At 47.3% G+C, this 14862-nt stretch carries 8 protein-coding genes; 5 read left to right on the forward strand and 3 right to left on the reverse strand.

Features of this window, described 5'->3' with window-relative positions; genetic code table 11:
• Positions 1–176: 176 nt before the first annotated feature.
• From JZY04_RS11965 to JZY04_RS11975, 3 genes are all read right to left on the reverse strand, one after another.
• Positions 177–2684: a glutaminase domain-containing protein gene (locus JZY04_RS11965; RefSeq protein WP_122142588.1), complete on the reverse strand. Its 2508-nt coding sequence runs from the start codon at positions 2682–2684 to the stop codon at positions 177–179.
• 95 nt (positions 2685–2779) lie between these two features.
• Entirely contained in the window at positions 2780–4594 is a 1815-nt protein-coding gene (locus JZY04_RS11970) for a glycoside hydrolase family 2 protein (protein ID WP_122142589.1), read from the reverse strand.
• Between the two features lie 101 nt (positions 4595–4695).
• Positions 4696–5802, reverse strand: a complete 1107-nt coding sequence (locus JZY04_RS11975; protein ID WP_122142590.1) for a family 43 glycosylhydrolase — start codon at positions 5800–5802, stop codon at positions 4696–4698.
• 277 nt (positions 5803–6079) lie between these two features.
• Here JZY04_RS11975 and JZY04_RS11980 point away from each other — a divergent pair, with 277 nt between their 5' ends.
• The 5 genes from JZY04_RS11980 to JZY04_RS12000 all read left to right on the forward strand — a co-directional run bounded on the left by JZY04_RS11980 (position 6080) and on the right by JZY04_RS12000 (position 14839).
• The gene (locus JZY04_RS11980; RefSeq protein ID WP_122142591.1) at positions 6080–8143 is read left to right on the forward strand and encodes a beta-L-arabinofuranosidase domain-containing protein; all 2064 of its coding nucleotides are present in this window, start codon (positions 6080–6082) and stop codon (positions 8141–8143) included.
• Positions 8144–8179: 36 nt separating this feature from the next.
• Positions 8180–10216: a beta-L-arabinofuranosidase domain-containing protein gene (locus tag JZY04_RS11985; protein WP_122142592.1), complete on the forward strand. Its 2037-nt coding sequence runs from the start codon at positions 8180–8182 to the stop codon at positions 10214–10216.
• Positions 10217–10332: 116 nt separating this feature from the next.
• Positions 10333–12117 (forward strand): glycoside hydrolase family 2 protein, encoded by a 1785-nt coding sequence (locus JZY04_RS11990; protein WP_122130139.1) that lies wholly within the window; start codon positions 10333–10335, stop codon positions 12115–12117.
• A 286-nt stretch (positions 12118–12403) separates the two neighbouring features.
• Entirely contained in the window at positions 12404–13570 is a 1167-nt protein-coding gene (locus JZY04_RS11995) for a glycoside hydrolase family 76 protein (protein ID WP_122142593.1), read from the forward strand.
• Between the two features lie 192 nt (positions 13571–13762).
• Positions 13763–14839: a family 43 glycosylhydrolase gene (locus JZY04_RS12000; protein WP_122142594.1), complete on the forward strand. Its 1077-nt coding sequence runs from the start codon at positions 13763–13765 to the stop codon at positions 14837–14839.
• Positions 14840–14862: the final 23 nt, after the last annotated feature.

Consider the following 14862-nt stretch of genomic DNA (forward strand, 5'->3'; position numbering starts at 1 on the left):
TTAAGCAGACTGGGCCTACGGCCAGCATTGATTCACACCCAAACATCCTTATTAGTTAATTAGTTAGGAGCTCCAATGGAGTATCTTTAAAGGGAAATTAAGAAAGGGTTGTGTCCAAGCTGAACAAGCTTTGGATACAACCCTTAACAGTAAACTCTATTATATACCAGTTCTTATTATTTCTGCATTTTATCCATCAATACCTTCATCCAATAACCACCGATTACAGAGCGTGCCTTGAAACCGACAAATTTACCACTATCGGTATAATGCCAGTCACTCAGCGGAACGCGTGATACGGTTTCGTTGGCATACTTATATACCGGAGAAATAAACTTCTCAAAAGTCGCTTTGTCCGAAGACATGGCAGCACTCCACATAATCCAGTCGGACTTAGTATATTCTTTGCGGGAATCCAACGGGAGACCATAAAGATTTTGTTTGGTCAGATAGTAAGCGACTTCTTTCTCCATCACATTGTTGGGGAAGAGGTGCAGATTCCACATTTTATCCCAAATCATATTGTATTTCTGACTCCAGGTATTCTCACGGTCGAAAGCCAGACGGTAATGATCGCCTTCGCGTGCCATTTGTTCCCATTTAGTAGCCATAGCTTTGGCTTTAGCGGCATACCGGTCGGCTACATCATCCATACCGAGCATACGGGCCATTTCGCTATAACCGGCTACTCCCATGATGGCTTTTACCGAAAGATTGGCATTGTGTGCCCAGTGCCCGGCAAAGTCATCGGTACAAAGTTGATTTTCGGGATCTTGTCCGTATTCTACCAAATAATCCGTCCAGATAGTCAGTAAATCCCAATACCTCTTGGCATAATCGGCATTTCCTTCAACTTTGGCAATAGCAGCAGTCAGAACCACCATATTTCCACCCTCTTCAATCGGCATATCTCCTCCGTAAACCTGTCCGTTCGCAATAGGATATGTACCTATGTCATGAGCCGGGAAAGGTTTGTTCCAACGTCCGCTGGCACTGTATTCAAAAATACTGGTCATCATACCTTTCTGCAATTCGGGGTTATAAGCCAGGAAGAGCGGGGCAGACGGATAGGTAAGGTCGACGGTATTGATACAACCGTTACTATTGTTCTCTTTAGAGAAGAAGAGCAAGTTACCATCCGCATCCTTGAACAGCTTATGGGCGGCAATCACTTGGCGGTAAGCGAGCGCACACAGTTCAGAGTATTCTTTGCCACCTGCTTTTTCTGCATCGTTCAGAATCATTTGGTCGTAAGCACGACAGCGTTCCATAACAGATGCATAATTGGCCTTGGCACGTTCGAAGGCATCAAAGATAGTCACTTTACCGTCATGTTTCCAGTAAGCCATACGAGGCTGGTAGAAGTATTCGATAGCATAAATATCATCGTAACCCAACATCAGGAAGCCGGATTTGCCATCGGCACCTACTTTGCCCAGGTTATCGGTATAGGCCATAGCCGGCATCTGATCGGCACGACGTGTCACGCATTCGGCTTGCGTGGGCAATAAAGTACCCTTAGTCGCAAATTCGTTCTTCATGCCATAATAGTTACCCAGGCTGACAGCCGTATTGGCACCTATATTTCCGGCCAGATAAGCATATCCCCAGTCAATGCAGATTCCATCTCCTTTTCGTCCGAGGATAGGCTGATCGATGGTTCCCGCCTGTACATAATTGATACCGTTACGACGGATCACTTTCGAACGGGTAGGTTGTGTCAGTTCATTGATGGCAAGCTGTGGAGTGGTCTCCACGTACATCTGCACATCGTGCTGTTTTTTATCCAGCGAACGAACGCGGTAAGAAATATAATTAACGGGAGTAGACAACAAATCGAGGTCGTCCATCATCAAAGGTGCGGTGAACACCAGGTCCAGTTCCACCGGACCGCAAGTAAACGTGTAGTAAGTTTGTGTGGGGAGTACGCTTACCGATTTCTGGACGGCTGCCGTCTCAAAGCCCGTCGTCTGTTTGTTCAGGCGATAAAGGCCGAAATCTACATAAGCACCTCCTGTTGTGTTGTGACAGTGTGCGGCAAGTACGTTTTTTCCTTTTTGCAGCTTCTTCTTGGCTGCGTCCGATAGTTCGAGTAATACGTCGTTGTTCCATGAATAGTCCGTAGCAACCAGCTTCTCATCATTCAGGTAGAGTTCGAATACATCGTCGTGCGAATATTTCAGATAGATGGTTTCTCCGTTCAGGTCGTCATTGATCTGAAATTCACGACGAACCCAGATATCCGGAGTAGTCCAGCGAGTCTGGACACGAGGCATATCGGGAGTACCGAAAGCACCTTGACCCTCTTTCCATCCGGCAGCATTGAACGAAAGGGTATTCCATCCCGCAGCCGGCTGGTCAAAAGTATAACTTCCCTGCCAGGTATCGGTATCCGTCATCGGAACAAGAGTCTCAAGGTTCAACTTATCTTTGCCCATAAAACGATAGGTTTTCCCATCCACACGTATGGCACCCAACAAAGGATGTTCCGTTCCGGTCCAATGCATCGTGCTGCTTTCATTCAGTGCATCTGTGGGCGACCAGATGGACAGATAAGGGTCGGAAGTGATGAGAGGCACTGCCGGAGCACGCAAAGCTACATTTTTACTCGCTTTGTACAAATCGGCTGCCTGTGCATTACATAGCATACCGACTGCTAAAGCCATTGCAAATAGTTTTTTCATTATTTTATTTATTTGTATGTTTCACTCAAAATCGTATCCTTCAACAATCTATACCTTAATCAAAAACTTGTGTACCTATCGACACCCTACTCTAATCACTTATTTAAAGAATTGCATATCTTGGTATTGATAGCCTTCACCTGGGCTTCATTCACCTTAATCACCTTACGGTCATATGTCATCAGTCCGTTCACTTCCATTTCCACATCAGTGGTCTGTGTGTAGACAGCAGCCGAGAAACCTCGCTGAATCAACCGGTACAATTCATTACCGTACTCAACATATTGTTTCGTTACTTCCTCCGGAGAATTGAACTTTACGTATCCCCAGTTGTGATTCGGTTCCCAAAGGTGTTCGTTTAATGCCAGTCCGATACCGCCATATTCACCCAATACAGTAACACGTCCGGCATCATAGAAGTCGAGGGACGGATTGGGATAATGATGCAAATCGAGAATATCACCACAAGGGAAGTGATTGCCGCCACTTGCCGGGTTCACCAAGCGTGAAGGATCATACTTCTTTGTCCATGCCGCAATATCTTCGGTCTTGAACTGTCCCCAACGCTCGTTGAACGGAACCCATACACCGATGCAAGGATAGTTGTACAGATAGTCCATGATCTCTTTCCACTCTTTACGATAAATCTGTTCCGACTCTTCACTACGGTTCAGCTCGTTACCCGTGAAGTAATTATACATCTGCCATTCCGGCTCACGGTCACCGTTCGGCATATCCTGCCATACAATGATACCCAGTTTATCGCAGTGTGTATACCAACGTGCCGGTTCCACCTTCACATGCTTACGGATCATATTGAATCCGAAGTCTTTGGTTTTCTGGATGTCATACACCAATGCCTCGTCTGTCGGAGCTGTATACAACCCGTCGGGCCACCAACCCTGATCGAGCGGACCAAACTGGAACACATCTTCATTATTCAGTTGCAGGCGTACAATTCCGTTCTTGTCACGACGGGTAGAATATTTACGCATAGCTGTGTAACTGTCTACTTTATCAGTCACTTTACCATTATTCAACAGAGCTATCTGCATGGAATAGAGAGCCGGAGAGGCAGGACTCCACAATTTTGCATCGGCAGGCATCTGAATGTCGATGGTCTGGCCATTCAGTCCTTTTCCGGTAGCAACCAATTGTTTGCCATCGAACACTTTCACTTCAATAACTTCGGAAGGACAACCGGTACTGGTAGCAACATCTACGGTCAGTTTCTTTCGGTCGATATCCGAAGAAGTACGAACATTCGTTATATGACGTTCGGCCACAGGTTCCATCCAAACAGTCTGCCAGATACCTGTCACGGCCGTATACCAGATACCTTCGGGACGGTTCACCTGTTTGCCGCGAGGCTGAGGTCCGCGGTCTGTCGGATCCCATACTTTCACTACGAGCTTATTGTCTCCCTTAGCAGTCAAAGCAGCTGTAATGTCAAGCGAGAAAGGAGTAAATCCGCCGGTATGCTGCCCTACTTTAATATCATTCACCCAAATATCGGCTTTCCAGTCTACAGCACCGAAATTCAACATCACCTTTTTACCTTTCCAAGTGGCAGGTACAGTGAAGGTACGCTGATACCAGAGTTCCTCATCGGGACTTACTTTCTTACCAACACCTGAAAGGCTGGACTCTACGGCAAAAGGAACCAGGATCTGTCCTTCATAAGCCGAAGGAACGGCTCCCTTTTCTGTGATGGCATAATTCCACAAACCATTGAGGTTTTTCCACTCTCCCCGTTCCATTACCGGACGCGGATACTCGGGCAGTACATTCTCAGGGTTTACCTGTTCAGCCCACTTTGTCTTGATTTTGTCTCCTGCCGGTTTCCATTGTGCAAAAGCGGAAGTAGCCATCGACGCTGTCAGAACAGCAATTAAAATGCTCTTTTTCATTGTCTTAAAATTATGTTTAACCTATTGATTACGCAATACGTTCCCCGGGGCAGGTAGTCGGCTACCTGTCAAACTAAGGAAAAACGTTCTAAATAACTATTTTATTTCAAGGGAGTACCCGAAGGCTTCGGCAAGGCAACTCCTGCACGAACCGGAATCCCTAAATCGGGCATTCCGTTAGCATCCCATCCTATTTTCTGTATCCGCGGATTGCGGGTCTCAGGACTACCGGTATCTCCGTTGGTTACCTGACGGGCATGGTAAATCATATACCACTCCGTGCCATCGGGCGACGGAACAAACGAGAGACCACCCGGACCGTATACTTCGTTTTCCAACGATTGCTGGAATACCGGAACCGGACTTTTTGTCCAAGAGGCCGGATCGAGCAGATCACTTTCGGCATCGGCAGTCAGCATTCCGATGCAATAATAAGGTGACCATGAACCACTGGCGGCATAATAGAGAATCAATGTCTTATTATCCTTCGAATGGAAGAACTGAGGTCCTTCATTCACATAAATAGGATAAGCCGTACGGCTACCATCCGGATTTACCCACTGGCGTTCCCACTCATATTCGGGTCTGGATATCAAGACACGGGAAGAGTCAAGTGTCCACGGGTCTTTCATCCGGGCAATATAGATACATTGAGTTTCAGCATTGGTTCTTCTCTTGGGCCAACCGGACCAAGCTAAATAACGAACTCCCTTATGTTCGAAAGTAGTGGCTTGTATACCCCAATTCCATTCGGGATTGGTCATAATGCTCCCCTTCATTTCAAATTTACCCTGCATGGGATCGGGAGAAGAGTTTTCAAGTACGTACAACTGATGGTTGTCCGTATTGCCATCATCGGCAGCATAATAAATATACCATTTATCATTTATATAATGAATCTCCGGTGCCCAGAGGTGACAACAATTGGACGGATCTTCCGGACGCCACACCATTTTACAAACAGAGTGAGCCATATCGGTAATGTCAGACGTTTCCCAAAGCAGGATTTTATCTTCTGTCCCATGTGTATAATAATACTTGCCATTATGGAACAGAGCACTCGGATCGGCTCCTTCCGGAAACAAAGGATTTACATATGTATCCTTTGCTGCACTTACCGACCTCTGTTTCTGTCCGCCGTTCTTGTTTCCACAACCGGCGCAGAAGAATAAGGTAGTAATAAATAGCAGGTAGATCTTTGTTTTCATAGCTTTTCGTTATTAAGATGCTACAAAGAAAAAACATTTTCGTTGAATAAAGGGATAAATACTGCTCAATAAACAAAAGAAACTGTTCTTTTTATGCTCCTATTGTTCACTGAACCTGTATTTCACATCTTATTGGTCAGTAATTGCTATTTATTGAATAGTTTGTTTCACACATTTCATGCAGAATTCACAAACTTTGTAGCATGATATCAGACGAAGCTACTGATTTGTATCGAAATAACCCCTAAATAATAACCATAAGTAAAAACACCCAAACATGAAAAAGATGAAAAATCTGAAAGGAGGCCTGGCAGGAATCCTGATTACCGCCGGATTAATGGCAGCATCGTGCACTTCCGATCAATCATCGTCGGCAGTAGCTATAGTGAATCGGCCCGACTGTGCACAAACCAACGTAAATTATGTAGGAAACCGCCTGCCACTGAAACCGATGAACTTCATTAAACTACCTGTAGGAAGTATCCAACCCGAAGGATGGTTAAAGAAATATCTGGAACTACAGAAAGATGGACTGACGGGGCATCTGAATGAAATCAGCGCATGGCTGGGTAAGGAGAACAATGCCTGGCTGACCCAAGGAGGAGACCATGGATGGGAAGAGGTTCCCTACTGGCTGAAAGGATATGGAAACCTGGCCTATATATTAAAGGATCAGAAAATGATCGACGAGGCCAAGATATGGCTTGAAGGTGCATTTGCCAGCCAACAGCCTGACGGATATTTCGGTCCTATCAACGAACGAAACGGAAAAAGAGAGTTGTGGGCACAGATGATCATGCTCTGGTGTCTTCAATCCTATTACGAATATTCAAATGATCAACGGGTTATTGACCTGATGACCAATTACTTCAAATGGCAACTGAGTGTACCGGATGAACAGTTTCTGGAAGATTATTGGGAAAACAGCCGTGGCGGGGACAACCTGTTAAGCGTATATTGGCTCTATAACCGTACAGGAGATCAGTTCTTACTGGAACTGGCTGAGAAAATACACCGCAACACAGCAGACTGGACCCGTCCGTCGGCATTGCCAAACTGGCACAACGTGAACATCGCGCAGTGTTTCCGTGAACCGGCTACCTATTATATGATGACGGGAGACTCGACCCTGCTGAAAGCATCTTATAATGTGCACAACCTGATCCGCCGTACTTTCGGACAAGTGCCGGGCGGTATGTTCGGTGCCGATGAAAATGCACGTATGGGATCAATTGACCCGCGCCAGGGAGTAGAAACCTGCGGATTGGTGGAACAGATGGCCTCGGACGAGTTGATGCTGTGTATGACCGGCGATCCTTTCTGGGCAGAACACTGCGAAGAGGTGGCATTCAACAGTTATCCGGCTGCCGTAATGCCGGACTTCAAGGGTTTGCGTTATATCACTTGTCCCAATCAAACTGTCAGTGACTCAAAGAACCATCATCCGGGCATCGACAACCGGGGACCTTTCCTGGCAATGAATCCCTTCAGTAGCCGTTGCTGCCAGCACAATCATGCACAGGGATGGCCTTACTATGCCGAACATCTGATTCTGGCCAGTCCGGATAACGGTATAGCAGCCGCTATGTATGCTGCCTGCAAAGCAACAGTGAAAGTGGGTGACGGAAACGAAATAACTCTTCACGAACAGACTAACTATCCTTTTGAGGAAACGATCCGGTTTACGGTAAATACTCCGAAAGCAGTAAGTTTCCCCTTCTATCTGAGAATTCCTTCATGGACAGAGGGTGCGACTATCTTTGTTAACGGCAAAAAGGTAGCGGCCAACCCCGAAGCCGGACAATATGCCTGCATCCATCGCGAATGGAAAGACAATGACCAAGTGGAAATTCAGCTGCCGATGCAACTTTCGATGCGTACATGGCAAGTGAACAAAAACAGTGTAAGCGTAGACTACGGTCCGTTGACAATGTCACTGAAAATTGACGAAGATTATGTGAAAAAGGACAGCCGCGCTACGGCTATCGGTGACTCTAAATGGCAGGAAGGCGCCGACGCCAGCCAATGGCCGACATACGAGATCTATGCAAAAACTCCTTGGAACTACGCATTGGTACTCGGCAAGGACAAACCTTTGAAAGACTTTAAAGTAGTACGCAAAGAATGGCCGGCAGATAACTTCCCGTTCACCGTAGCAAGTACACCGATTGAAGTAAAAGCTATCGGACGGAAAGTTCCTTCATGGATCATCGACCAATACGATTTGTGCAGCGAACTCCCTGAAATGGATGCACCGAAAGGAGAGAAAGAGGAAATTACACTGATACCGATGGGAGCAGCCAGGCTGCGTGTTTCCGCTTTCCCGAACACCAGAGAATAAAACTTTCTGTACCCAAACATTAATAGAAAAACACTCATGAAGAAAAAGAATACGTTTACATATCTGCTTATCGGACTGGGCCTCTGCTTCTCTTCTTTAGGAAGCGGGCTCCGGGCCGATACCCCCGAAAATTATACTAACAACCGCTATCCGTTGGTGCGCAAACCTTTTATGGAACTGCCATTGGGCAGTATCAAAGCTAAAGGATGGCTGCAGGAAATGCTGGTCAGACAGAAAAACGGGGCAACCGGGCAAATGGACAAACTGTATCCGTTAGTGATGGGCGAACGCAATGGTTGGCTCGGCGGCGACGGTGACCAATGGGAAAGAGGACCGTATTGGATTGACGGATTACTTCCACTGGCATACCTTCTGGACGATGCACAGCTGAAGGCCAAAGTACAACCCTGGATAGAATGGGCTTTAAATAGCCAGCGGGAAGACGGATTCTTTGGCCCGGCCAAAGACTATCCGGGAGAGGCCGGCATACAACGGGACAACTCACACGACTGGTGGCCACGCATGGTAATGTTAAAGATACTTCAACAATATTATTCCGCCACCAATGACCAGCGGGTTATCCGGTTCATGACCAACTATTTCCGCTACCAACTGAAAACTTTACCGGAAAAACCACTGGGCAACTGGACCTTTTGGGCAGAATTCCGTGCTTGTGATAATCTTCAGGCTGTGTATTGGCTTTATAATATCACCGGAGATTCGTTCCTCCTTGATCTTGGCAAACTGATCCATAAACAGAGTTTTAGTTTTGTAGACATGGTGAACCGGGGTGACCTGAGACGCATCAACACAATTCATTGCGTCAACCTGGCGCAAGGCATCAAAGAACCTGTCATCTATTATCAACAAGAACCGGACAAGGCATATCTCGATGCAGTGAAACGTGCTTTCAGTGATATTCGCCAGTTTCACGGTCAGCCCCAGGGAATGTATGGCGGTGACGAAGCTTTGCATGGCAATAATCCAACTCAGGGTTCCGAACTTTGTTCGGCAGTGGAACTGATGTATTCGCTGGAGAAAATGGTAGAGATCACAGGTGATATTGACTTCGCCGACCATCTGGAACGGATTGCATTCAATGCACTGCCTACCCAAATTTCTGACGATTTCATGACGAAACAATATTTCCAGCAAGCTAATCAGGTAATGGTGACACGCCACCGCCGCAACTTCGATCAGGATCATGGAGGAACGGACAACTGTTTCGGACTATTGACAGGATATCCTTGTTGCGCATCGAACATGCACCAAGGATGGCCCAAATTCACGCAGAGCCTTTGGTATGCCACACCGGATGGCGGACTGGCTGTTACAGCATATGCCCCATCGGAGGTGACGGCCAAGGTAGCAGAAGGCTGCATGGTGACTTTCTGTGAAGACACTTACTATCCGATGGATGATAAAATCAGTTTCACACTCCAATCTATGGACAAGAAACGGAAAGAAGTCAACTTTGCCCTTCAGTTACGCATCCCCAAATGGTGCAAACAAGCCGGTATATCAGTCAACGGCCAGCTTCTTCAGCATGTGGAAGGTGGACGGATGGCTGTTGTAGACCGTATCTGGAAAAAAGGAGACCGCGTGGAACTACACCTGCCGATGGAAGTCACTGCCGATACCTGGTATGAAAATTCGGTAGCCATTGAACGTGGCCCATTGGTATTTGCCCTGAAGATGGAAGAGAAATGGGAAAAGAAAAAGTTTGAGGAACCTTGGTACGGCCCGTATTATTATGCAGTGACTCCAACAGAACCATGGAATTACGGTCTGGTGGACTTCAACCGCAGCAAAGCGAATGAACATGCCCGGGTAACGATTCATCCGGAAAAGCAATCTTCCATATTCCCCTGGAATAAAGAAAACGCTCCGATAGAGATACGGATGAAGGCAAGGCTGATACCGTCATGGAAACTTTACAACGAGATGGCAGGGCCTCAACCCTATTCTTTCTGTAGTGGAGGTGAGGGACCGGAAACGGAGATCACATTGATTCCTTACGGATGCACTACCTTAAGAATAACGGAATTTCCGGTAGTAGGAGCTTCCCATTGATTTCCGCAACAAACAGTGATAATAAAAACAACTTAATATTCACACATAAGCCTTCTTTCCTCTTCTCCCTGTGGGAAGGGATAGGGAGGGAAAGAGGCTTCAAACACACAATTACAATGAAAAAACTTTTAGCAGCAGCAATGCTATTCATGCTGAACAGTTGGTCTTGTTTCAGCGCAGATACTCCGCGAGCGGAGTATCCCCGTCCACAGTTCGAAAGAGAACAGTGGATCAACCTGAACGGTACCTGGACATTTGATTTTGATTTTGGAAAGTCGGGAAAAGACCGCCGCTTGCAATCGGCAGAGAAATTTGATAAAAACATTACGGTACCTTTCTGTCCGGAAAGCAAACTCTCGGGAGTGGGCTATACCGATTTCATCGAACAGATGTGGTACCAGCGCAACATCACCATTCCATCGGACTGGAACGGAAAGAAAATCTTCCTGAACTTCGGTGCCGTAGATTATTGCGCAGAGATTTTTATCGACGGTAAGTTCGTACAGCGTCACTTCGGCGGTTCATCTTCGTTCGCTGTAGACCTGACCCGTTATGTTACACCCGGAAAGACTCATAACCTGGTAGTATTTGTGCAGGACGACCTCCGCTCCGGACTCCAGACCGGAGGAAAACAATGTGGTAACTACTATTCGGGAGGTTGCTCATATACCCGTACTACCGGTATCTGGCAAACCGTATGGATGGAGGCCGTTTCAGCCAATGGACTGAAATCAGTATTCGTCCGTCCGGACATCGACCAGAAGCAGTTGGTCATCGAACCGGAGTTTTACAATGAATCAGCCAACACATTGGAAGTCACTCTAAAAGACGGAAACAAAACCGTGGCCAAAAAGAGCGTAAACTGTGCCAATAGTTCAGTGGTGGTTCTGCCGGTTAAGAACATGAAGCTGTGGTCGCCGGAATCTCCGTTCCTGTACGACCTCGTTTATCAGGTAAAGGATACCAAAGGCAATGTAGTGGATGAAGTAAAATCGTACGCCGGTATGCGTAAAGTACACACAGCCAACGGACGTTTTTACCTGAATAACCAGCCTTATTTCCAGCGTCTGGTACTCGATCAGGGATTCTATCCGGAAGGTATCTGGACAGCTCCGAGTGACGAAGCTTTGAAGAACGATATCGTACTGGGTAAAGAAGCCGGTTTCAACGGAGCACGCCTCCACCAGAAAGTCTTCGAAGAGAGATATTATTACTGGGCCGACAAGTTAGGCTACATCACTTGGGGAGAATCGGCAAGCTGGATGCTGGATGTAAACAAGGAACTGGCTGCCCGTAACTTCCTGGGCGAATGGAGTGAAGTCGTAGTCCGTGACCGGAACCACCCTTCGCTGGTGACCTGGACTCCTTTTAACGAAACCTGGGGTGGCGGTCCGGATGCTTATGTCCGCCTGATCCGCGACGTATACAACATCACGAAAGCCATCGACCCGACCCGTCCGGTAAATGATGCCAGTGGTGACAATCACGTGATAACAGATATCTGGAGTGTACACAACTACGAACAGGATCGTGTCAAACTGACGGAGCAGTTAAAGATGGAAGAGGGCAAAGAACCTTATCGTAATGCACGCGACAAAGACTTTCTGGCTGTTTACGAAGGACAACCTTACATGGTTGACGAGTTCGGAGGTATCCCCTGGATGGCAGAGAAAGACCGGAAAAATTCATGGGGATACGGAGGCATGCCGGAAAATGCAGAAGCATTCTACAAACGTCTGGAAGGTCAGATCGATGCCTTTATCGACTCACCGCACGTGACGGGATTCTGCTATACACAGCTGACCGACGTGGAACAGGAGAAGAACGGTATCTACTATTACGACCGTACTCCCAAACTGGATATGAAACGGATCAAAGCTATCTTCGAGAAAATAAAGTAAAGAAGGGAGCCTCGCGCCCGGGGATGTGTCCAAACTCACCACAGAGGATACAGGGTAAACACAGAGTGACTTCTAAGTCACGAATGGTTAACATGAATAACCTGTGTAACCTGTGGTGAAAAGGTCCTTGCACCCCGGGAAGCTCTCAACTGCAATCTACAATTTTACTGTTTATGCGAATCAGTAGTTGAGTTATTGTCAAGTCGCACAGCCCGCTCACCGGATTAACGCCTATGAACACCGTGCCACCTGCCCAACCACCGATCGCCATTATTTGAATATAAGTATGAGAAAATCATTCATTGCCCTCACCTTCTTGCTGGTTCCTGCCTATTTGTCGGCACAGTTGGGAGGTAAAGTCTACCTTCAAAGAGCCGATTCACTCCTCCAACGGGTACTGTCTCTCTATGAGGTAAAAAAGTATGGATTGCTGATGGAAACTTATCCACGAAATCCGAATCAACAAATTACGTATACAGCCAACACCGGCTCAGAGGTTACCCAACAAGAAGTATCCTTCTTGTGGCCTTATTCGGCAATGGTGTCAGGCTGTGTATCGCTCTATAAAACATCCGGCGACAAAAAGTACAAGAAACTGATGGACAAACAAATCAAGCCCGGACTCGACTTGTACTGGGATACTACCCGCCAACCGGAGTGTTATCAGTCTTATCCCGCCTTTGCCGGCCAGAATGACCGTTACTACGACGACAATGATTGGGTAGCGATTGACTTCTGCGACTATTACGCAGCCACAAAGAATAAGGAATACCTGAAGAAAGCCATTGCCTTGCACGATTACATCTATTCCGGATGGTCGGACGATCTGGGAGGCGGTATCTACTGGTGCGAACAGAAAAAGGAATCAAAGAATACTTGTTCGAATGCTCCTGCAACAGTTCTCTGCATGAAGCTCTACAAACTGACTAAGGAGAAAAAATACCTCGACCAAGCCAAGGCAACTTACCAGTGGACACGTGATAACCTCCGTGACCCGTCTGATTTTGTCTACTGGGACAATAAAAATCTGCAAGGAAAAATCGGTTATGCCAAATATACGTACAACAGCGGACAGATGATCCAAGCAGGCGTACTGCTCTATCAGGCTACCGGCGACGAACAGTACCTGAAAGACGCACAGCAGACGGCCAAAGGTGCCTGCCGGCATTTCCTGAAACCGCAGCCTACGGTAAAAGGGGAAATGAAGTTCTTTCCGTCAAGTCCGTGGTTCAACGTCATCCTCTTCCGCGGCTTGAAAGCTCTTTACGAGGTTGATAAAAAGGATACATACGTGAAAGCCATGATAGACAATGCGGACTATGCCTGGCAGTATACCCGTGACGAAAACGGATTGCTGAACAATGACTGGTCGGGCAACCGTAAAGACAAGTTCAAAAGCTTGCTGGAAAACTCCTGCATGATTGAGCTGTATTCGGAAATCAGCGAGCTCTGACGCCATCGGCCCACCACAGAGTTCCACAAAGTTTTAATCTCTTGTTTAACTAAGAAATAGATTCCCTGTGGGACTCTGTGCCCTCCGCGTGGTTGACCGATTCACGTTAAAATAGCCTAAACTTGACCCTCTCCGCCTTCAGCCCCCTCAAAAGGTATCTATATTTGTAACGTTGTTGTAAACCCCAAGCCTATGAAACTCATACATATCCCGTTGCTCTTGCTGGCACTCATCTGCTGTCCGGCTTGTCAAAACAAAAAAGCTCCCGCATCCAAGGAGGTCCCTTCCGGAGCCACCTATACCAACCCCCTACTGCCCGTGGGAGCAGAACCATGGGCTGTTTTTCATGAAGGCAAGTATTACTATACACAAGGAGCCGAGAATAAAATCATCCTTTGGGAAACGAATGATATCACCGATCTGGAGCATGCAACCCGGAAAGAAGTGTGGATACCGAAGGAGGTGTCCAGCTCGTATCACCTTTGGGGACCGGAAATACACCGGATTGACGGAAAATGGTACGTATACTTCGCCGCGGACGACGGCAATATGGACAATCACCACATCTATGTGATCGAAAATGTCTCAGCCAACCCGCTGGAGGGTGAGTTCGTGATGAAAGGGCGGATCAAAACGGACAAAGACGATAACTGGGCAATCCATGCCAGTACGTTTGAGCACCGGGGTGAACGCTACCTCATCTGGTGCGGATGGCCCAAACGACGGATCGAGACCGAAACCCAATGCATCTACATAGCCAAAATGGAGAATCCATGGACACTCTCGTCGGACAGGGTGATGATTTCGGAACCGGAGTATGAATGGGAACGTCAATGGATTTCGCCCGACGGCAGTAAAACGGCCTATCCGATCCACGTCAACGAAGCCCCACAGTTCTTTGAGTCGAGAAACAAGGACAAAGTGCTGATATACTACTGTGCAAGTGGAAGTTGGACCCCTTATTATTGCATCGGACTGCTGACTGCCGATGCCGGCAGCGACCTGACAGACGCAGCATCGTGGAAGAAGCTGGACACGCCTGTCTTTGAACAACAACCCGAAGACAGTGTCTTCGGACCGGGCAGCCCTTCTTTCGTACCTTCGCCGGACGGAAAGGAGTGGTATATGCTTTATCATGCCCGAAGAATCCCGAATGACGCTCCGGGCGCAACAGACTCACGCAGTCCCCGCCTGCAAAAAATAAGCTGGGATACCGATGGAATGCCTCTCCTGGGAAAACCTCGCAAAGAAGGGATCAGTGAGAAGTGAAAGACACCTCTCCGGCCGATATT

It is taken from the genome of Bacteroides sp. 11BF (assembly GCF_019633765.1).
GTDB lineage: Bacteria > Bacteroidota > Bacteroidia > Bacteroidales > Bacteroidaceae > Bacteroides > Bacteroides hominis.

Bases quoted from the DNA above. Each gene is read 5' to 3' on its own strand.
- JZY04_RS11985 (WP_122142592.1), top strand. From the start codon at position 8,180: ATGAAGAAAAAGAATACGTTTACATATCTGCTTATCGGACTGGGCCTC.
- JZY04_RS11990 (WP_122130139.1), top strand. From the start codon at position 10,333: ATGAAAAAACTTTTAGCAGCAGCAATGCTATTCATGCTGAACAGTTGG.
- JZY04_RS11995 (WP_122142593.1), top strand. From the start codon at position 12,404: ATGAGAAAATCATTCATTGCCCTCACCTTCTTGCTGGTTCCTGCCTAT.
- JZY04_RS12000 (WP_122142594.1), top strand. From the start codon at position 13,763: ATGAAACTCATACATATCCCGTTGCTCTTGCTGGCACTCATCTGCTGT.
- JZY04_RS11965 (WP_122142588.1), bottom strand. From the start codon at position 2,684: ATGAAAAAACTATTTGCAATGGCTTTAGCAGTCGGTATGCTATGTAAT.
- JZY04_RS11970 (WP_122142589.1), bottom strand. From the start codon at position 4,594: ATGAAAAAGAGCATTTTAATTGCTGTTCTGACAGCGTCGATGGCTACT.
- JZY04_RS11980 (WP_122142591.1), top strand. From the start codon at position 6,080: ATGAAAAAGATGAAAAATCTGAAAGGAGGCCTGGCAGGAATCCTGATT.
- JZY04_RS11975 (WP_122142590.1), bottom strand. From the start codon at position 5,802: ATGAAAACAAAGATCTACCTGCTATTTATTACTACCTTATTCTTCTGC.